At 28.0% G+C, this 19,406-nt stretch carries 22 protein-coding genes; 2 read left to right on the plus strand and 20 right to left on the minus strand.

Translation table 11 applies throughout. The annotated features are described in order from the left end of the window. Positions 1-100 precede the first annotated feature (100 nt). The 17 genes from trmD to pta form a co-directional block, all read right to left on the minus strand. On the minus strand, positions 101-820 hold the full coding sequence (gene trmD / locus NT01CX_RS06575) for a tRNA (guanosine(37)-N1)-methyltransferase TrmD (protein WP_039238446.1): 720 nt from the start codon (positions 818-820) through the stop codon (positions 101-103). Further along, positions 817-1,305: a ribosome maturation factor RimM gene (gene rimM, locus NT01CX_RS06580; protein WP_011722283.1), complete on the minus strand. Its 489-nt coding sequence runs from the start codon at positions 1,303-1,305 to the stop codon at positions 817-819. The genes trmD and rimM overlap by 4 nt, the downstream gene beginning before the upstream one ends. An 82-nt stretch (positions 1,306-1,387) precedes the next feature. After that, complete coding sequence (locus tag NT01CX_RS06585) at positions 1,388-1,615, minus strand: KH domain-containing protein (protein ID WP_003368285.1); 228 nt, start codon at positions 1,613-1,615, stop codon at positions 1,388-1,390. Between the two features lie 19 nt (positions 1,616-1,634). Beyond that, positions 1,635-1,892, minus strand: coding sequence for a 30S ribosomal protein S16 (gene rpsP / locus NT01CX_RS06590; protein ID WP_011722284.1), 258 nt, complete (start codon positions 1,890-1,892; stop codon positions 1,635-1,637). A 27-nt stretch (positions 1,893-1,919) separates the two neighbouring features. Continuing rightward, the gene (gene ffh, locus NT01CX_RS06595) at positions 1,920-3,275 is read right to left on the minus strand and encodes a signal recognition particle protein (RefSeq protein ID WP_011722285.1); all 1,356 of its coding nucleotides are present in this window, start codon (positions 3,273-3,275) and stop codon (positions 1,920-1,922) included. 10 nt (positions 3,276-3,285) lie between these two features. Further along, entirely contained in the window at positions 3,286-3,633 is a 348-nt protein-coding gene (locus NT01CX_RS06600) for a putative DNA-binding protein (protein ID WP_011722286.1), read from the minus strand. 79 nt (positions 3,634-3,712) lie between these two features. After that, positions 3,713-4,621 (minus strand): signal recognition particle-docking protein FtsY, encoded by a 909-nt coding sequence (gene ftsY / locus NT01CX_RS06605; RefSeq protein ID WP_011722287.1) that lies wholly within the window; start codon positions 4,619-4,621, stop codon positions 3,713-3,715. A 31-nt stretch (positions 4,622-4,652) separates the two neighbouring features. Beyond that, a complete protein-coding gene (gene smc / locus NT01CX_RS06610; RefSeq protein ID WP_011722288.1) occupies positions 4,653-8,210 on the minus strand; it encodes a chromosome segregation protein SMC in 3,558 nt (1,185 codons plus the stop codon). A 195-nt stretch (positions 8,211-8,405) separates the two neighbouring features. Continuing rightward, positions 8,406-8,666 (minus strand): stage V sporulation protein S, encoded by a 261-nt coding sequence (locus NT01CX_RS06615; RefSeq protein WP_003368307.1) that lies wholly within the window; start codon positions 8,664-8,666, stop codon positions 8,406-8,408. 74 nt (positions 8,667-8,740) lie between these two features. Next, complete coding sequence (locus tag NT01CX_RS06620; protein WP_011722289.1) at positions 8,741-9,820, minus strand: elongator complex protein 3; 1,080 nt, start codon at positions 9,818-9,820, stop codon at positions 8,741-8,743. Then, positions 9,807-10,520, minus strand: coding sequence for a ribonuclease III (gene rnc / locus NT01CX_RS06625; protein ID WP_011722290.1), 714 nt, complete (start codon positions 10,518-10,520; stop codon positions 9,807-9,809). The genes NT01CX_RS06620 and rnc overlap by 14 nt, the downstream gene beginning before the upstream one ends. A gap of 66 nt (positions 10,521-10,586) precedes the next feature. Continuing rightward, positions 10,587-10,820, minus strand: a complete 234-nt coding sequence (acpP, locus tag NT01CX_RS06630) for an acyl carrier protein (protein ID WP_011722291.1) — start codon at positions 10,818-10,820, stop codon at positions 10,587-10,589. A gap of 78 nt (positions 10,821-10,898) precedes the next feature. Then, positions 10,899-11,897 carry a phosphate acyltransferase PlsX gene (plsX, locus tag NT01CX_RS06635; RefSeq protein ID WP_011722292.1) on the minus strand — a complete coding sequence of 333 codons (999 nt, stop codon included), beginning with the start codon at positions 11,895-11,897 and terminating at the stop codon, positions 10,899-10,901. A gap of 73 nt (positions 11,898-11,970) precedes the next feature. Continuing rightward, positions 11,971-12,153: a 50S ribosomal protein L32 gene (gene rpmF / locus NT01CX_RS06640; RefSeq protein ID WP_003368664.1), complete on the minus strand. Its 183-nt coding sequence runs from the start codon at positions 12,151-12,153 to the stop codon at positions 11,971-11,973. 14 nt (positions 12,154-12,167) lie between these two features. After that, positions 12,168-12,668 (minus strand): YceD family protein, encoded by a 501-nt coding sequence (locus tag NT01CX_RS06645; protein WP_011722293.1) that lies wholly within the window; start codon positions 12,666-12,668, stop codon positions 12,168-12,170. A gap of 117 nt (positions 12,669-12,785) precedes the next feature. Next, positions 12,786-13,991, minus strand: a complete 1,206-nt coding sequence (locus tag NT01CX_RS06650) for an acetate/propionate family kinase (RefSeq protein ID WP_011722294.1) — start codon at positions 13,989-13,991, stop codon at positions 12,786-12,788. A 49-nt stretch (positions 13,992-14,040) separates the two neighbouring features. Continuing rightward, positions 14,041-15,039, minus strand: a complete 999-nt coding sequence (gene pta / locus NT01CX_RS06655) for a phosphate acetyltransferase (protein ID WP_011722295.1) — start codon at positions 15,037-15,039, stop codon at positions 14,041-14,043. 262 nt (positions 15,040-15,301) lie between these two features. On the opposite strand from pta, the gene NT01CX_RS06660 reads away from it, so the two are divergent. Then, entirely contained in the window at positions 15,302-16,504 is a 1,203-nt protein-coding gene (locus tag NT01CX_RS06660; protein ID WP_011722296.1) for a nucleotidyltransferase, read from the plus strand. Between the two features lie 70 nt (positions 16,505-16,574). Further along, the gene (gene ylbJ / locus NT01CX_RS06665) at positions 16,575-17,780 is read left to right on the plus strand and encodes a sporulation integral membrane protein YlbJ (protein ID WP_011722298.1); all 1,206 of its coding nucleotides are present in this window, start codon (positions 16,575-16,577) and stop codon (positions 17,778-17,780) included. On the opposite strand, the gene NT01CX_RS06670 is transcribed toward ylbJ, so the two are convergent. Genes NT01CX_RS06670 through rsmD form a run of 3 tightly spaced genes read right to left on the minus strand, consistent with a single transcriptional unit; the run spans position 17,760 to position 19,340 of the window. Beyond that, a complete protein-coding gene (locus NT01CX_RS06670) occupies positions 17,760-18,287 on the minus strand; it encodes a hypothetical protein (RefSeq protein ID WP_011722299.1) in 528 nt (175 codons plus the stop codon). The genes ylbJ and NT01CX_RS06670 overlap by 21 nt on opposite strands. A gap of 8 nt (positions 18,288-18,295) precedes the next feature. After that, positions 18,296-18,781, minus strand: coding sequence for a pantetheine-phosphate adenylyltransferase (gene coaD, locus NT01CX_RS06675; RefSeq protein WP_011722300.1), 486 nt, complete (start codon positions 18,779-18,781; stop codon positions 18,296-18,298). 1 nt (position 18,782) lies between these two features. Then, a complete protein-coding gene (rsmD, locus tag NT01CX_RS06680) occupies positions 18,783-19,340 on the minus strand; it encodes a 16S rRNA (guanine(966)-N(2))-methyltransferase RsmD (RefSeq protein WP_011722301.1) in 558 nt (185 codons plus the stop codon). Between the last annotated feature and the right edge of the window lie 66 nt (positions 19,341-19,406).

The following is a 19,406-nucleotide window of genomic DNA, read 5'->3' on the forward strand; positions in this document are numbered from 1 at the left end:
CTATAGACAGAGGACCGCCCGTACTAGCACAGACTTTATTCTACCATAAATATATAATTTGTTCAATATATTATTTTATAATAAAATAATATATTAATCTCTACTCTTTACTATAAATTTCTAATAATTTCTTATCTTCTTTAGATAAAGTTATTTGTTTAAACAAATCAGGCCTTCTAGTTTTAGTAATAGTAAGTGATTTATATCTACGCCATTTTCTTATATTATCATGATGTCCAGATAGTAAAACTTTAGGCACATTTTCTCCTTCAAAACATTCAGGTCTAGTATACTGAGGATATTCTAAAAGTCCATTATAAAATGACTCTTCCATATAACTTTCACTTGATGATAACACTCCTGGTACAAGCCTGCAAATACTATCTACTACAGGAATACATGCCATTTCTCCTCCAGTTAATACAAAATCTCCTAATGAAATTTCTTCATCTATATACTTGTAGACTCTTTCATCTATTCCCTCATAATGACCGCATATAAAGATTAGTTCTTTTTCTTTTGAAAGTGTTTTTGCAATCTCTTGATTAAAAGTCTTCCCTCTAGGACCTAAAAATATAACCTTTCCTTTATTATTTATTTTCAAATCTTTTATTGAGTCTACTATAGGTTGTGGAGTCATGACCATGCCCGCTCCTCCGCCATATGGATAATCATCTACTTTTTTATGTTTGTTCATTGAATAGTCTCTTATATTATGAGACTGTATTTTTAGGATTCCCTTATCAATGGCTCTACCTATAATACTATGATTAAAAATATCAAACATTTCAGGAAATAATGTTAAGATGTCTATCTTCATTGCCATACTTCCAATGGTTTTATTATGATTTTTTTATTGTTTACATCTATATCTACTATAACACTTTTTATTGCTGGTATTAAAAGTTCATTTGGTCCCTTAATCCAGTAAACATCATTACTTCCTGTGTGTATTATTTCATCTATATTACCTAATTGTTTTTCATTTTCATCATATACTGTACATCCTACAATATCAGCTTCATAGTAACAATCTTCATCTAGCGTTGCAGCATTTTCTCTACTTACTTTTATATACTTATTTTTTAATCTTTGAGCATCTTCTATAGAGTCTATACCTTTTATTTTTAAAATAACTTTACCCGGTTGAAACTTACAGCCTTCTATTTCTACAATATTACCATCTATATAAGCTTCATTTAGTTCTTTAAATCTTTCAACATTATCAGTTGATGGCATTACTTTTATTTCACCTTTAATACCATGAGTATTTATTATTTTGCCTACAGCTAAAAACTGTTCCATAATATATCTATACCCCTTTTTTTAGTATTCTAAAAAAGAGTTAGGATATTCCCCTAACTCTTTTTTGTAAATGTATATGTAATTAGATAATTTCAACAACAACTCTTTTATCTTCTTTTACAGCTGCTGCCTTTATAACAGTTCTAATAGCTTTAGCTATTCTTCCCTGCTTTCCAATCACCTTTCCCATATCTTCTTGGGCAACTTTCAACTCAAGAATTATTGATTGTTCACCAATAATCTCATTAACACTAACCATATCTGGGTCATCAACTAATGCTTTAGCAATTATTTCTAGTAAATTTTTCATCTACTACACCCCCTGGTTACTACTTAGAAAGCTTTTCATCTATTCCTGCTTCTTTGAAAAGTCTCTTAACAACATCTGTTGGTTGTGCACCATTTTTTACCCATTTTATAGCTTTTTCTTCATCTATTTTAATTGCTTTTGGTTCAGATATTGGATTGTAATATCCTATTTCTTCAACGAATCTTCCATCTCTTGGAGATCTTGAATCAGCAACAACTACTCTATAAAACGGAGCTTTTTTAGCACCCATTCTTCTTAATCTAATTTTAACTGCCATGTATTTCACCTCCTTTTAATATTGTATCTATTTCATGAATGGAAAATTTCCAAACATACCTTTTTTAAAAGATTTCTGCTGATTTTTCATTTGTTTCATCATCTTTTTCATCATTTGAAAATCTTTTAATAACTTATTAACTTGCTGAACATTACAGCCTGATCCATTTGCAATTCTTCTTTTTCTTGATGGGGAACTTGCAACAAGATTTGGATCTCTTCTTTCTTTTAAAGTCATAGAATCAATCATTGCTTCTATTTTCTTAATTTCTTTTTCCCCTCTACTTAAATCTAATCCTTGAAGTTGTTTTGAATTAACTCCTGGTATCATTTCAATAATCTTAGTTAGAGGTCCCATCTTCTTCATTTGAGCCATGGAATCTTTAAAATCTTCTAGGTTAAATTCTAAATTTAACATCTTATCTCCAAGCTCTTTAGCTTTTTCTTCATCTATAGCTTCTTGAGCTTTTTCAATTAAAGATAGTACGTCTCCCATGCCAAGTATTCTAGAAGCCATTCTGTCTGGGTGGAATACTTCAAGGTCATTCATTTTTTCTCCTAAGCCTACATATTTTATAGGTTTTCCAGTAACTGCTTTTATAGATAATGCAGCTCCTCCTCTTGTATCACCATCTAGTTTTGTAAGAATAACTCCAGTTATATCTAATTTATTATTGAATGTTTCAGAAACATTAACTGCATCTTGACCTGTCATAGAATCAACAACAAGTAAAATCTCATTTGGTTCTACAGAACCTTTAATATTTTCTAATTCTTCCATAAGAGCTTCATCTATATGAAGTCTTCCTGCAGTATCTATAATAACAACATTATTATTGTTATTTTTAGCATGTTCTATAGATGCTTTAGCAATGTCCACAGGACTTACTTTATCCCCCATAGAAAATACAGGAACATCTATTTGCTTTCCTACAACTTGAAGTTGTTTTATTGCTGCAGGTCTATATATATCACAGGCAACTAGTAATGGTTTCTTATTGTTCTTTCTAAGCTGAAGAGCAAGCTTTCCAGCCATAGTTGTTTTACCAGCACCTTGAAGTCCAACTAACATTATAACGGTTAGCCCTTTATTTGAAAATTCTATTTTACTTTCTGTGCTACCCATTAGTTCTTTTAATTCATCATTAACTATCTTGACAACTTGTTGTCCTGGAGTCAGGCTTTTCATAACTTCTTCACCAAGACACTTTTCACCTGTAGTTTTTACAAATTGTCTTACAATCTTATAATTAACATCGGCTTCAAGTAAGGCTAATTTTACTTCTCTCATAGCCTGTTTTATGTCTTTTTCGGATAGCTTTCCTTTTCCTCTTAACTTTTTTAGAGTATCTTGAAGTTTTTCTGCTAATCCTTCAAATGCCATATTACTCCTCCTAAATATACTGAACTATAGTATTTTTTATATCTTCCAAAGAATTTTTAAAATCATTTTTATTATTACTATATTCTAAATCATTAATTTTTTCTATTATTATCTGTTTTGCTTTTATTAATTCTTTATTTTTCCTAGCAAGATTTAATTTTTTTTCATAATCTACTAATAATTTATTACATCTTTTAATTATGTCATATATTGCTTGCCTGCTAGTATTAGTAAGTTCGGATATTTCTGCTAACGATAAATCTTGATTAAAATAAAGTTCCATAACGTATTTTTGTTTTTCTGTTAAAAGCTCTCTATAATAATCCATCAAAATAGATATCTTTATTCTATCCTCCATAATTAATCACCAACTCACAAAAGAGATAATATCAAAAAAATTAACCCCTGTCAAGTACTTTTACTTAACACCTTAAAAATTAAAATAATGCCTCTACAAAACTTTCTGCATCAAACTCTTGAAGATCATCTATTCCTTCTCCAACTCCTATAAATTTAACTGGAATATTTAATTGATGTTTAATTGCTATTATAACTCCCCCCTTTGCTGTACCATCAAGTTTTGTTATTACTATTCCATCTATAGGACATACTTCTGCAAATTGCTTGGCTTGTTGAAGAGCATTTTGACCAGTTGTACCATCAAGTACTAATAGAGTTTCTTTTTTTGATTCTCCATATTCTCTATCTATTATTCTATTTATTTTTTCAAGCTCATTCATTAAATTCTTTTTGTTATGTAATCTTCCCGCAGTATCACATATTAATACATCCGTCTTTCTAGCTTTTGCTGCTTGTATTGCATCAAAAACAACTGAAGCTGGGTCTGATCCTTCTTGATGTCTTATAATATCTACTCCTGCTCTATTGCTCCAAACTTCTAATTGATCAATAGCTGCTGCTCTAAATGTATCTGCTGCTGCCATTAAAACCTTATAACCGTCTTCCTTTAATCTATGTGACATCTTTCCTATTGATGTAGTTTTACCTGCACCATTTACCCCTATTACAAGCACTGTTTTTGGAGTAATGTTTTCTTCTTCTTTATTATCTTCATTTAAAATCTCCATTAATACTTCTTTAAGACAAGTATATACTTCTTTAGGATCTGTTATCCTTCTTTCTTTAACTTTTACCCTAACTCTTTCTATAACATCTAAAGATGTGTCAACTCCAATATCTGCAGTAATTAATATTTCTTCTAACTCCTCAAATAGATCCTCATCTATTTTTACGGCTAGATTTAAAACCTCTGAAACCTTTTCTGTAAAATTATTTTTGGTTTTTGATAATCCATCTTTAAGTTTATTAAATAAATTTCCTAGCATAATCATCTACTCCTTTTATAGTTAAATAATTCTATTCACTTAAATCAACTGAAACAACTTTAGATATTCCTTTTTCCTCCATAGTAACTCCATAAAGAACATCAGAAGCTCCCATACTTCCTTTTCTATGAGTTATTATTATAAATTGGGTATTATCAGAAAACTTCTTTAAAAACTCAGAATATCTTAGGACATTAGAATCATCTAGGGCTGCTTCAATTTCATCTAATATACAAAATGGTGTTGGCTTCATTTTTAAAATAGCAAATAATAGTGCAATTGCTGAAAGTCCTTTTTCTCCACCAGACATAAGATTTATATTTTGAAGTTTTTTTCCTGGTGGCTGAACATTTATTTCTATATTAGAAGTAAGTTCATCATCTGATTCTAATATTAAATCTGCTTTTCCCCCTTTAAATAATTCTTTGAAGGTTTCATTAAAGTTTACTCTAAGTTTATTAAAGTTTTCATGAAATACTGTTTTCATCTTATGAGTCATTTCAGAAACTACAGAAAGTAGCTCATCTTTTGCCTTTATTAAATCTTCCTTTTGTTCTTTCATAAATGTATACTTTTCCATAACTTCTCTATACTCTTCTATAGCACCTAGATTAACTACTCCTAGTTTTGATATTTCATTTTTGTACTTTTGTATATCAGCTCTACATTCATCTATATTTTGATTCTGTATCTTAAACTCTAAAGCTTCTGCATATGTTAATTCCATTTCATCATTTAATTTAGTATATATAGATTTTTCTTCTGTTTCGTATCTTGCCAAATTTATTTCAAGAGAATTTTTATTTTTATCTATATTATTATACATTATAGATATAGTTTCTAAATCACTGTTATTAATTTTTATTTCTTCTTTGATTTTTATTCTTCTTATTTCAATATCCTTAAATTTTTCTTCAAATTTTAAAATAGTTTCTTCTATATTTAAAATTTGATTTTTATTACAACTAATCTTTCGTAATGAATCCCCTATTTCTTTATCTGCTTCATTAATATCATTTTTTAGATTTTTAACTTCTTCTTCTATAGCTTTAATATCTTCCTGTAATCTTTGTAATTCTCTATTTAAATTTATTATGCTTTCATCAACTTTTGCTTTATCTATTTTTAAAGTTACTATGCCTTGATTTTTATCAGCTATTTCTTTTTCCTTAGTTTTTAATTGATTTTCAAAATTTATAATTTTTAAGGAATTTTCTTCTTGTAGATTGTTTAATTCTTCTATTTTACTATTCTTTAATTTTAAATTCTTAAAACTATTTTCTAAATTTTCTTCAATTAAAATAAGTTCATTGCTTTCTATTTTTAAGTCTCTCTTTAACTTTTCTGTCTCTCCATCAATGGCATTAATCTTTCCAGCGATTTTAGTCTTTTCAAGATTTTCGTAGTGTATTTCATCCTTTAAATTAATAGAATTTTCATCTAATATCTTTATTTTAGATTTTAAATTATTAATATTATCATTTATTACACTTATATCTTTACTATATTTATTTATTTTTTCTTTTAACTCTTCAATTTCTCTTTTTCTACCTATAATATTGGAACCTTTATTATATAAACTTCCTCCCGTTAAAGCTCCCCCTGGATTTACAACATCCCCATTTAATGTAACTATCTTATATGAGTATCCCCATTCTTTAGCTATATTAAGTGCAGAATCCATATCCTTTGCTATAACAGTTCTTCCTAAAGTATAGTTCATTGCATTTAAATACTTTTCATCATATTTTATTAGTTCACTTGCAATTCCTATATACCCTTCTATACTTTTGACTTTATTAGGTACACTTATTGTCTTACCTTTAATTATATTAAGAGGAAGAAATGTAGCTCTACCCATATTATTATTTTTTAAATATCCTATAAGATTTTTAGCTATAAACTCATTTTCGGTTATTACATTAGATATAGATGAACCTAATGCTATTTCTATAGCAATTTCATATATTTTATCTACTTCAATTATTTCTCCTAATATATGAACATTACCTTTAGCGTTTTGTATCTTTTCCTCTTCAACATGCTTCATTAAATTCTTAACTGATTTATTAAATCCTTCATGCTTATTTTCTAAATTTATTAATGCATTACAATGAGCCTCCATTCTGCTATATATAGTTGAATTTTCTTTGAATTTATTTTCTGCAATTGAAAGTTCTCTTCTTTTTAGTGACATCTCTTTTGCGCATTGTTTTATTTGATCTTTATACGATTGAATTTTATTGTCTATTTTTGCAACTTCTTTTTTAAGTACTTCTTTAGTAGAATTATTTATCTTAATAGAATTGGAATATGCCTCTACAGAACTTTTAGCATCTTCCTTTTTTAATTCTAGATTATTAATATCATTTTTAAGTATAGTAATTTCATTTTTCTGCTTTGAAATATTACTTAAAAGTTCTACTTGATATGCTTTAGTTTCATTTATAAAATTTAATTGCTGTTTTATACTATCATTTTTTTCTCCAATTGATTTTTCAAATTCTATTATATTACTTTCTAGTAATTGTTGTCTTTTTATAAAATCATTTAATCTTTTTTCTTCTTCTAATTTATTATGGGTTAATTTTTTTAATTTTTCCTGAAGTGAATATAAATTTTCATTGTACTTATCTATGGATTTCTTTAAATTGGTTATTCTTTCTTCTAAAAGATTATTTTCATTTATTATATCTTGCTTTTTAGTTTTACTTTCATAGTATTTTTTTGTTTTTTCATTATTCTCAAGTTCAAACTCTTCTAATTTTTTATTAAGATTATCTAAGTTTTCTTTATGTATATTTTTTTTATTAAAAGCATCCTTTAATTTAATATTAGTTTCCTCAATTTTTTCTTTTACAGAATTTATCTTTTCTTTACATTTATCAATATTGTCTAAAATTAAAGTTACTTCTCTTTCCTTTAACTTTTTAGAAATTTCTAAAAAAGCTTTTGCCTTATCACTTTCTAATTTAAGAGGTTCTATTCTCTCTTCATATGTACTAAATATATCTTCTATTCTTTGAAGATTATTTTCTGTGTTTTCTAATCTCTTTTCCGCTTCTTGCTTTCTTGTTTTGAACTTGACAATACCAGCAGCTTCCTCAAGAAGACTTCTTCTTTCCTCTGGTTTTCCGCTTAGTAATGCTTCTATTTTACCTTGTCCAATTATAGAATATCCTTCTTTACCTATTCCCGTATCCATAAATAATTCTTGTATATCTTTAAGTCTACACTTTGTACCATTTATGTAATATTCACTTTCTCCAGATCTAAATAATCTTCTCATTATAGTAACTTCACTATAATCTATAGGTAATTCTTCATCACTATTATCTAAAACTAAAGTTACTTGCGAAAGTCCAACAGGTTTTCTATATTCAGTTCCTGAAAATATTACATCCTGCATCTTACCGCCTCTTAAATTTTTAACACTTTGTTCTCCTAAAACCCATTTTACCGCATCTAAAATATTACTTTTACCGCTTCCATTGGGACCCACTATAGCTGTAATTCCTTTTTTAAAAACTAGTTCCGTTTTATCTGCAAAGGATTTAAAGCCTCTTATCTCAAGTGACTTCAAAAACATACTTATCTCTCCTATTATTTAAATGTACTTATTTTTTTGCTAAGAAAAATAAAGGTTGTATATACAACCTTTATGAATTATTAATGTTACTTTTTAATTTTAAATCATATCCATATAAATATCAATTAAAAGTGAATCCCAAATAATAAATATCTTTAATATAAGAAAACCGTATGATTACACGGCTTTCCCTATTTATCTAGGCTCTACGATAAATTTTATAGCTGTTCTTTCTTCTCCATCTATTGATATTTGAGAAAACGCTGGAATTACTACTAAGTCTATTCCATTAGGTGCTACAAAGCCTCTTGTAATTGCTAATGCCTTAACTGCTTGATTGACTGCTCCTGCTCCTACCGCTTGAACTTCTACACTTCCAGACTCTCTAAGTACAGCTGCAAGTGCACCTGCTACTGATTTTGGTTGAGATTTAGCTGATACCTTTAATACTTCCATTTTAAATCCTCCCTACAAAATTTATTATTGAATATTATTGCAACCTTTACAGAGAATATATTCTATAAATTTTCTCAATATCCTTCTTTATACCTTTTTTGTAGAAATTGTGTGATTGTTATTTTTGTATCTTTTTCGTCGCTTTCTATTATTAAAACTCCTTTTTCGACAGATAAATCTTGCAATACGTTGATATTTTTTGTCTTATTCTCAGAAAGCATGTCATTAAAAAATTTCTTTTTATATGCATATAACTTTGAAATATCTCTATTATTTATTTTTATTGTGACTTTATCACTATGTCCACAATTTATTTCTTCGTGTATTATATCATTGTATATGCTACCTTCTATTAATTCTCTAAAGGCTGGATGAAAAGGTCCAATAACTAATTCTTTTCCATAATTTATTTCTTCTGTAGGTTGAAGTCCAACTCTAATAACATTTATATCATTAGCTATTAACATTGAATAAACCACTTTTCCAATTTTAACAGCTTCATCTAAAGTGTAGGGTTTATAAATATTATTTATGTACATTTTTTCCATGGGAGTATTTTTTACAACTAATGTAGGATAAATTCTAGCTATTTCTGGTTTAATCTTTATTATTTTTTTAGCAGTTTCTATATCTTTTTCAAAGGTATCACCTGGAAGTCCTAGCATCATTTGAAGCCCTAGTACGAAATTATATTTTTTTATAAGTTTTGATGCTTTTATAACATCCTCTACAGTATGCCCTCTTCCGGATTTTATAAGAACTTCATCATCTAGTGATTGAACTCCTAATTCTATTACATCTGCTGAGTACTTTTTTAAATTCTCTAGTATAAAATCATCTATATAATCTGGTCTTGTAGATAAATGGATATAATCTATTTTACCCATATCTTTGTATCTTTTTGCAACTGTTAATAATTCATTTTGCTTTTCTATATCTATGGCAGTAAATGTTCCTCCAAAAAAAGAAACTTCTACAATTGAATTCTCTCTTTTTATAGTTTTTAAATATTGTTCTATGGTTTCCTCTACAAACTTGCCATTAACTTTGTTTGAAGTTCCTGTTATAGTATTTTGATTGCAAAAAACACAATCATGTGGACATCCTTCATGTGGAACAAATATAGGGATAATATAATGTCTATTTTTCTTCATCTTTATTTTCTAATCCCTTTAAAGCTTCTTTAGCTGCGTTTTGTTCTGATTCTTTTTTACTGTATCCTTCTCCTACGCCTTTTACTAAAGAATCTATTGAAACTTCTGTAACAAATTTTCTTCTATGAGGAGGACCTTCAAAACTTACAAGAGTGTATTCTATATTGTATTCGCCAAACTTTTGTATAGTTTCTTGAAGTTTAGTTTTATAATCTAATATTATCTCATTACTATGAGCCTTTTGTATTATTTCATTAAAGTTTTCGATTATAAAGTTTTTAGCAACTTCATACCCTTGATCTAAATAAATAGAGGCAATTATAGCTTCAACACAGTCAGATAAAATAGAAATTCTTGTTCTTCCTCCTGTCATTTCTTCACCTTTACTCATATTTATATACTTACCTATATTCCACTTTTTAGCTACTTCATGTAATGAATTTCCACAAACAATAAGAGCTCTTTTTTTAGTTAAAAATCCTTCTGGTTCATCGTTATATTTGTTATATAACAATTCAGATATACATAGTTGAAGAATTGAGTCTCCTAGAAATTCTAATCTTTCATTAGAATTTATATTTTTATTTTCATTTATAAAAGAACTATGTGTAAGTGCAGTGTCTAAAATATTTATATCATTAAACTTAACTTTAAGTTTGTTTTCAACTTCATTCAGAATAATATTCCTATTCTTTTTCATTAAAACCTCTCCTATATATTTTATATAAAATTAAAGTCCCGTAACATACGGGACTTCTAACGGTTCCTATTCTTCAACGTGAGAATTTATATATTCTACAACATCTCCAACTTTAGTTACCTTTTCAGCATCTTCATCTGGTATCTCAATATCAAATTCTTCTTCTAAAGCCATTATAAGTTCAACTACATCTAGTGAATCCGCTCCTAAATCGTCAACAAATAATGAATCCATATCTATTATATTCTCATCAAGACCAAGTTGGTCAGCTATTATCTTTTTAACTTTTTCAAAAACCATTTGTTTCACCTCCTATAAAAATTCTACAATATGATAATATTACATAACTTATACATCGTCAATAACAAATATTCGTTATTAAATCATTTTTTGTTCTATATGACTTTTTATCTTATCTATTATACCATTCTCATAGAAGTTTATAGCTTGCTTTATAGCATTTTTAAAAGCTTTATCGTCAGAACTTCCATGTGCTTTTATACATATACCATCTACTCCAAGAAACGCTGCTCCACCATATTCTTTATAATCATAATCCTTTTTAAATTTTTTAAATACAGGTTTTAAAAGGAGTCCTCCTATTTTTGTTCTAAAAGAAGACATGATTTCATCTTTTAATGTTTCAAATATTGTGGATGCAACTCCCTCATACATTTTTAGTACAGTATTTCCAACAAAACCATCACACACTAACACATTTGTGTTTCCTGTTGGAATATCACGTGGCTCTACATTTCCTACAAAATTAAAATCCATATCTTTTAAAAGTTTATGAGCTTCTTTTGTAAGTTCATTACCTTTTTCTTCTTCTGAACCTATATTGATTAATCCTACAGTAGGATTTTTTACATTTAATATATTTTCAAAATATATTTCTCCCATTTTTGCAAATTGCACTAAATTACTAGGCTTACATTCCGCATTAGCACCACAATCTATTATCATAAATGGTCCATTTTTTCCTGGCATTATAGGGGCAAGAGCTGGTCTACTTACACCTTTAATTCTACCTACCACAAGAGTAGCACCTGCTAAAAATGCTCCTGTACTTCCTGCCGATATTACAGCATCAGCTTCTTTGTTTTTCATCATTTGTAGCGCTTTATAGATACTAGATTCCTTTTTTCGTCTTATTGCCATTACAGGATGTTCATTATTAGTTATTACATCTTTAGCATCAAGTACTGTTATTTTTTCTTTATTATATTCATACTTTTGAAGTTCATCATTTATTAACTTTTCTGGACCTGTTATTATTATATCTATATTATTGTATTCTTTAATTGCTTCTATACATCCTTTTACAACTATATGTGGTGAATAATCTCCGCCCATCCCATCTACAACTATCTTCATAGTATTCTCTCCCTTTTAATCTTTTTAAATGTATTTAAATTCAAAAAAAGAAAGTCATATGACTTTCTTTTTCTTAATTTTCTTTTGAAACTATTTCTTTACCATCATAGTATCCGCAATCTTTGCACACTCTATGAGCAAGCTTCATTTCGTGGCATTGTGGACATTCAACTATTCCTGGTAAGCTTAATTTAAAAGTTTGAGCTCTTCTTGAATCTCTTTTAGATTTTGACATTTTTCTTTTTGGATGTGCCATTTATTTTCACCTCCTTAGTTATTTGAGAAAAAATCTCTTAACTGTGCAAGTCTAGGATCAATATCATTTTCCTTGCAATCACATTTTGAATGATTTAAATTAGTGCCACAACCTAAGCATAATCCTTTGCAATCTTCGCTGCAAAGTCTCTTCATTGGTAGTGACAAAATGATATTAGTTTCAATGATTGGTTCGAAATCTACCCTATCACTATTTATAATGATAATATCATTATCTTTATCATTTCCTTGTTTTGAAAATTCCTCATTAACTTCGATTTCTAGAGGATAATTAAACTTTTCAAGACATCTTGAACATGTAAGACTAAGAGTAGTGCTTAATGTCCCTTGGAAATCTACTATGCGATCTGTTAACTTAAATGTTCCTTTAATATTAACAGGCTCTGCAAAGGAAATTTCCTCTCCTTCAAATATGATATCCTTGCCTTCAAAAGATACATCAACTTTCTTTTCAGTTACTCTCTTTCCTAGCAAATCTGAAATATCAATATGCATAAATACACCTCTATTATCATAAATGGGCTAATAAAGCCCTAGAAAACTAGAACTTATTAGCCAAAACCTATTATATAAATATGCTCATAAAAAGTCAAGCATTTTCTTATAGCACTACTATTTTATGTTGTTTTTTTCAACTATTTCTTTTGTATCTCTTGCAATCATTAATTCTTCATTAGTTGGGATAGCTAAAACTTTTACTTTTGAATCTTCTGTACTAATAGTTTCTGTTTCTCCCATAACCTTATTTTTTTCTTCATCTAATTTAATTCCTAAGAATCCAAGGTCACTTATAATTCTCTTTCTAATTGGTTCACTATTTTCTCCAACACCTGCTGTAAATATTATAGCATCTACTCCACCCATAACAGCAGTGTATGCACCAATATATTGGATAACTTTATTTTTGAATATATTTAATGCAAGTTCTGCTCTTTCATTTCCTTCAGACGCTGCTTTTAATATATCTCTAAAGTCACTACTTATTCCTGATATTCCAAGAACACCTGATTCTTTGTTCATTATTTTATTTACTTCATCTACTGAGTAGTTTAATTCTTTAATTAAGAATGTAACTATAGCAGGATCTATATCTCCGCATCTTGTTCCCATAGTTAATCCTGCAAGAGGAGTAAATCCCATACTAGTATCTACACATTTACCATTTTTAACTGCAGCTAAACTAGATCCATTTCCTAAATGACAAGTAATTAATTTTAAATCTTCTATGTTTTTGCCTAATACTTTAGCAGCCATTGCTGAAACATACTTATGAGAAGTTCCGTGGAATCCGTATTTTCTAATTCCGTGTTTTTCATATAAATCATAAGGAAGTGAGTACATGTACGCATAATCTGGTAATGTTTGATGGAATGCTGTATCAAAAACAGCTACCATAGGCGTACTTGACATTAATTCTTTACATGCATTTATTCCTATTATGTTTGGTGGGTTGTGTAATGGTGCAAGTTTAACGAAGTCTTCTAAAGCTTCCATAACTTCTGAATCGATTAATACAGATTCTGCATATTTTTCTCCACCATGTACAACTCTATGTCCAACAGCAGATATTTCTTCCATGTTCTTTATAACACCATATTCTTCATTAACTAATGCATTTAAAACTAATTCAATAGCCTTTTTATGATCTTTCATTTCTTCTTCGATTTTATATTTTTTTCCATTAACTTTGTGAGTTAATACTGATCCTTCGATTCCAATTCTTTCTACTAATCCTTGAGCTATAGGTTGTTCAGAAGTCATATCTATAAGTTGATATTTTAAAGATGAACTTCCGCAGTTTATTACTAAAATTTTCATGTGTAGTCCTCCTAATATGTTATTTTCACCGTATGGTAATATTTATAAATTAATTATTTTGAGCTTGTATTGCTGTAATTGTAACAACATTTACAATATCATCTGCACTACATCCTCTTGATAAGTCATTGATAGGTTTTGCAAAACCTTGACATATAGGGCCTGTAGCTTCTGCTTTTGCAAATCTTTGTATTAATTTATATGCTATATTTCCACTTTGTAAGTCAGGTAATACTAATACATTTGCTTTTCCTGCAACTTTACTTCCTGGTGCTTTTAAATCTGCAACACTTTGAACTAAAGCAGCATCTAATTGTAATTCACCATCTATATCAAGATCTGGTCTTTGTTCTTGTGCAATTTCAGTTGCTCTTCTTACTTTATCTACAAGTTCATGTTCAGCACTTCCCTTTGTAGAGAATGAAAGCATAGCAACCTTTGGATCCATTCCACATAAATCTCTAGCTGTTTCAGCAGTTGCAATAGCAATTGATGCTAATTCTTCTGCATTAGGATTTGGATTAACAGCAGCATCTGCAACTAATACTAATCCATTTTTTCCATATTCGCAGTTTGGAACTTCAAGCATAACAACTCCAGATACAGCTTTTATTCCTGGCTTTGTCTTTACTATTTGAAGACCCGGTCTTAATAAGTCTCCTGTTGTATGTATAGCCCCTGATACCATTCCATCTACGTGTCCTAATTTAAGCATTACTGTTGCAAAATATAGAGGGTCTTTTATAATAACTGCAGCTTTTTCTTCAGTCATACCCTTTTTCTTTCTTATTTCATATAACTCTTTAGCATATTCTGCTGTTTTTTCATATGTTTCAGGATCAACTATTTTTAATCCTTCAATATTAGAATTTAATTCTTTAGCCTTAGCTCTAATTTTTTCTTCATTACCTATTAATACTAAATTTGCTAATGCACTATCATTTATTTTTCCTGCCGCAATAAGGTTTCTTTCTTCTTCTCCCTCTGGCAATACGATAGTTTTTAAATCCTTCTTAGCTAATTGTTTCATTTCATCCATAAATCCCATATAAACTTTCTCCTTTCAGTCTACATATAAGTTTAATATGCTATAATATATCCTATATAATAATATACACTTATTCTCATATAATTTTCAATAAGAATATATATTTTTTATTATTATTTCAACATTTTTTACATGACAAATGTGATTATTTTAACAAAATTTACACTTATTTGTTTAAATGAATTAATATATCTTTTATAGTTTTATATGACATAAATATGTGTGTTTTATATAAATATAATAGCACAAAGGAGAAAAACATATGAACATAACCGGAATTATAACAGAGTATAACCCTCTACATAAGGGTCATATATATCATATAAACAAAACAAAAGAATTAACAAGTTGTGATGGAATTGTATGCATAATGAGTGGAAACTTTGTTCAAAGAGGTATTCCAGCTATTATGGATAAATGGACACGATGTGAACTTGCCTTAAATTCTGGAGTAGACTTAGTTATAGAATTACCAAGTGTATACAGTCTATCATCAGCTGAATTTTTCGCATATGGTTCAATTAGCTTATTAAATTCTATTGGGATTATAAATAATATATGTTTTGGAAGTGAAAGCGGAAATATTGATGATATAAAATCAATTGCAAAAATTTTAAATAATGAGCCCTCTGAATTTAAAAATCATTTAAAAGATTATTTAGATAAAGGTGTTTCTTATCCCGTTGCTAGAAGCAAAGCCTTAGTAGAATATTTTAATGATAACTTAGAAACTCAAGAAATTTTAAAAAGTTCTAACAACATACTAGGAATAGAGTACTGCAAAAGTCTACTTAAATTAAAAAGCACTATCATCCCTTATACTATACAAAGAAAGGGTTCTAATTATAATGATGATAAATTAGAAAGTAAATTTTCTAGTGCAACAGCCATAAGATCCCATGTTAAAAATTCAAAAAACATAAATATTTTAAAGGACATACTTCCTAGTAAAACTTTTAATTATCTTTATGACAAATTTAACAATAATAATTTAGTTTTTGAAGACTCCATGTTTTCATTTATAAAGTATAAATCCTTAACTTTAAAAAATAAATTAGAAAATTTACCAGATGTTAAAGAGGGCCTTCATAATAAAATATATAGTGAATTAAAAAACTCTAACTCTTTTTATGAACTTGTATCTAATATAAAAAGTAAAAGATATGCCTACACTAGAATAAGTAGAATACTATGTCAGTATTTTATTGGAATGGAGAATTTTAATTTAGAATATTTAAGAACTAAGAAATCTCCTTACGGAAGAGTACTTGGATTTAATGATACTGGTAGAAAAATATTAAAAGAAATGAAAAAGAAAAGTTCTATACCTATTTATATGAAATTACCTAAAACACTTAATGATACGCTAAAATTAGATATACAAAGCACCTATGCATATAGCATGATAAATAAATCCGTATCTTATGACTCAGATTTTAAAACTTCACCTATTTATTTGAAATAACAGTAATATTGTTACTAGATTAAAAAGTATAATTATATAGATAATAAATTAATTTAAGGAGATATTTTATATGGTTATACTTATTTCATTGCTATTAATATTCATAGTAATAGCAATTTTTATATTTATACTGTTTAAGTCTAAAAACTTTAAGTTAAATGTAAACTTAATTATGACTTTAATTTGCACATTATTCATAGTAAATATTGTTTTGTCACCTGAAAGGTCTTTAAAATCAGCTTTATATGGTGGCAAACTCTTTATAACATCAGTTTTTCCTTCGATTTTCCCATTTTTAATTTTAATTAACATAATGATAAGCTTTGATGGCATAAACATATATTCAAAAATTTTAGGTAATATTATATGTCGTCCTTTAAGATTACCTAAAAATTGTTCTGTCGTCTTAATTGTAAGTATGCTCTGTGGTTATCCACTAGGAGCTAAATACGCTTATGATTTGTATAAAAAAAATGCTATAGATATACATACTTGTCATCGTCTTATTAATATAGCATCAAATCCTAGTCCAATTTTTATTCTTGGAGTAGTAGGTGCATCAATGCTTAAAAATTCTTCACTTGGAGTTCTTCTTCTTCTTTCTACCTATTTATCTTGCGTAATTATGGCATTAATTTTACCTAGAAAGAAAAATATGTATTTTAAAGAAAAAGTGGACAAAATAAATACCCCAAAAGAAAATAAAACTTTAGGTGAAATACTAAAGTCCAGTACTGATAATGCTTTTAAAACAGCTTTCTCTATTGGTGGCTTTATAGTATTATTTTCAGTTTTGACTTCAATAATAAAAAACAATATCCTATCAGATATTGTTTTAAAAAATCTATCCCTAATTTTTAATATAGAAAAATCCGCTTTAGAAGGTTTCTTCTTCGGACTATTAGAAATGACTAATGGTTGCAGTTTAATAGCACCTATTAATATGAATATTATGTATAAATTAGTGATAATAAGCTTTCTTTTAGCTTTTAGTGGTTTGTCCATTATCTCACAAACTTATTCTATTATTCATAACTCTAAGCTATCATTAAATAAATATATTAAACTAAAATTTGTTCAAGGAATTATTTGTAGTATAATAACTGTTATTTTATATAAAATAAATATTTTTAATATTGCGAAAGAAACATTTTCACAACAAGTATTATTTTATAATAAAAACTCATTCATTATATTATTGCTTTTTGAAATGATCCTACTTATAACTCCTATAATAATATACAAATTAAAAAAACTATTTTCCTGTGTCTCTTAATTCCTTAATATTTTCTCTTATTATTTTAGTAGTATTTGATGTATTACATTGAAGATTTTTAACATATTCTTCTGTTTGTTGTTTAATACTATAAATAAGTTGTTCGCTTTTTATGCTTATTTCTTTTTCTAATTGACATAAAATTTCATCAGCATATTCTCTTGAACCCATTTTAATTGTTTTAGCATCTCTTTTGGCTGAGGCTATTATAGTTTCAGCCTTTACCTTAGCTTCTTTAGTTAAACTATGACGCTCTATTTCTTTTTTTAGTATTTCATAACTTTCTCTTTTGATATTATCAGCTTCTATATGTGCATTACCTAGAATTCTTTCTTTTTCTTCACATATCCATTGAGCTTTTTTTAATTCATCAGGAAGATATTCTATTATTTGTTCAATTATATCTAATATTTCTTTTTTCTGAACTACAATTTTCCCAACAACTGGAAGATTATGTGATGTTTCTATTATCTCTTGAAGATACTCTAATAATTTCATAATCTCCATTCATATCATCACCTTACTTTACCAATTTTGTTTATAATATCTTTTATAATTTTATTTGGAACCAAACCCTCTATACATCCTCCAAACATAACTACTTGTTTTATTGAAGAAGAACTTAAATATGAATACTTAGCATTTGTCATCATAAATACCGTTTCTATAGATGAATCTAACTTTTTATTCATGTGTGCCATCTGCAGTTCATATTCAAAGTCTGAAACAACTCTTAATCCCTTTATTATTACTTTAGCATCTTTCTCTTTCATATAGTCAACAAGAAGTCCTTCAAAGCTTTCAGCCTTTACATTATCTATATCCTCTGTAACCTTTTCTATTAGTTTAACTCTTTCTTCTATAGAAAAGAGCCCCTTTTTATCTGGGTTTACTAGAACTGAAACAATTACTTCATCAAACACTTTAGAAGCTCTTTTTATTATATCTAAATGTCCCTCAGTAATTGGATCAAAGCTTCCAGGATATATTGCTACTCTCATTTTAGTCCTCCTTATATGCATAGAAACAAACTGTTGTGTTTCCATATTTTCTATGATTAATCAATACTATGTCATCATTTCCTTCAAATATTTCTTCACTTGAATCAATTTTAGTCACAATTAATCCATCTTCCTCTAATAATCTTTCTTTACCTACTATATCTATAGCTGGTGGAATCATTTCCTTTGCATAAGGTGGATCAATAAAAATTAAGTCAAAAATTTTTTTCTTTTTTGCAAAATTCTTTAAAGCATTATATGAATCCATGTTTAAACACACACATTCATTTTCAAATCTTAAACTCTTTACATTTTGTTGTAATCTTTTAAAAGTAACTGGATATCTGTCAACTAAATAACATTCTTTAGCTCCTCTACTTACAGATTCCAATCCAAGACTACCTGTTCCCGCAAAAACATCTATAACTACCGCATCTACAACTCTATTTTGAATTATGTTGAATATATTTTCCTTAACTCTATCTAAAGTAGGTCTTGTAACCATATCTTCAGGCGGCAAAATCTTTTTTCCTTTTGCTCTTCCTGCAATAATTCTCATAGTCTTCCTCCTTTTTAACTGTCCAAAAATGCATTATCTTATCTCATATTTTAACATACATATACT

Source organism: Clostridium novyi NT (assembly GCF_000014125.1).
GTDB lineage: Bacteria > Bacillota > Clostridia > Clostridiales > Clostridiaceae > Clostridium_H > Clostridium_H novyi.

What these genes read in the sequence shown, in the direction of transcription:
- trmD (WP_039238446.1), bottom strand. Translation starts at nt 820, where the DNA reads ATGAAGATAGACATCTTAACATTATTTCCTGAAATGTTTGATATTTTT.
- rimM (WP_011722283.1), bottom strand. Translation starts at nt 1,305, where the DNA reads ATGGAACAGTTTTTAGCTGTAGGCAAAATAATAAATACTCATGGTATT.
- NT01CX_RS06585 (WP_003368285.1), bottom strand. Translation starts at nt 1,615, where the DNA reads ATGAAAAATTTACTAGAAATAATTGCTAAAGCATTAGTTGATGACCCA.
- rpsP (WP_011722284.1), bottom strand. Translation starts at nt 1,892, where the DNA reads ATGGCAGTTAAAATTAGATTAAGAAGAATGGGTGCTAAAAAAGCTCCG.
- ffh (WP_011722285.1), bottom strand. Translation starts at nt 3,275, where the DNA reads ATGGCATTTGAAGGATTAGCAGAAAAACTTCAAGATACTCTAAAAAAG.
- NT01CX_RS06600 (WP_011722286.1), bottom strand. Translation starts at nt 3,633, where the DNA reads ATGGAGGATAGAATAAAGATATCTATTTTGATGGATTATTATAGAGAG.
- ftsY (WP_011722287.1), bottom strand. Translation starts at nt 4,621, where the DNA reads ATGCTAGGAAATTTATTTAATAAACTTAAAGATGGATTATCAAAAACC.
- smc (WP_011722288.1), bottom strand. Translation starts at nt 8,210, where the DNA reads ATGTTTTTGAAGTCACTTGAGATAAGAGGCTTTAAATCCTTTGCAGAT.
- NT01CX_RS06615 (WP_003368307.1), bottom strand. Translation starts at nt 8,666, where the DNA reads ATGGAAGTATTAAAGGTATCAGCTAAATCTCAACCAAAATCAGTAGCA.
- NT01CX_RS06620 (WP_011722289.1), bottom strand. Translation starts at nt 9,820, where the DNA reads ATGAAGAAAAATAGACATTATATTATCCCTATATTTGTTCCACATGAA.
- rnc (WP_011722290.1), bottom strand. Translation starts at nt 10,520, where the DNA reads ATGAAAAAGAATAGGAATATTATTCTGAATGAAGTTGAAAACAAACTT.
- acpP (WP_011722291.1), bottom strand. Translation starts at nt 10,820, where the DNA reads ATGGTTTTTGAAAAAGTTAAAAAGATAATAGCTGACCAACTTGGTCTT.
- plsX (WP_011722292.1), bottom strand. Translation starts at nt 11,897, where the DNA reads ATGAAGATAGTTGTAGATGGGATGGGCGGAGATTATTCACCACATATA.
- rpmF (WP_003368664.1), bottom strand. Translation starts at nt 12,153, where the DNA reads ATGGCACATCCAAAAAGAAAAATGTCAAAATCTAAAAGAGATTCAAGA.
- NT01CX_RS06645 (WP_011722293.1), bottom strand. Translation starts at nt 12,668, where the DNA reads ATGCATATTGATATTTCAGATTTGCTAGGAAAGAGAGTAACTGAAAAG.
- NT01CX_RS06650 (WP_011722294.1), bottom strand. Translation starts at nt 13,991, where the DNA reads ATGAAAATTTTAGTAATAAACTGCGGAAGTTCATCTTTAAAATATCAA.
- pta (WP_011722295.1), bottom strand. Translation starts at nt 15,039, where the DNA reads ATGGGATTTATGGATGAAATGAAACAATTAGCTAAGAAGGATTTAAAA.
- NT01CX_RS06660 (WP_011722296.1), top strand. Translation starts at nt 15,302, where the DNA reads ATGAACATAACCGGAATTATAACAGAGTATAACCCTCTACATAAGGGT.
- ylbJ (WP_011722298.1), top strand. Translation starts at nt 16,575, where the DNA reads ATGGTTATACTTATTTCATTGCTATTAATATTCATAGTAATAGCAATT.
- NT01CX_RS06670 (WP_011722299.1), bottom strand. Translation starts at nt 18,287, where the DNA reads ATGGAGATTATGAAATTATTAGAGTATCTTCAAGAGATAATAGAAACA.
- coaD (WP_011722300.1), bottom strand. Translation starts at nt 18,781, where the DNA reads ATGAGAGTAGCAATATATCCTGGAAGCTTTGATCCAATTACTGAGGGA.
- rsmD (WP_011722301.1), bottom strand. Translation starts at nt 19,340, where the DNA reads ATGAGAATTATTGCAGGAAGAGCAAAAGGAAAAAAGATTTTGCCGCCT.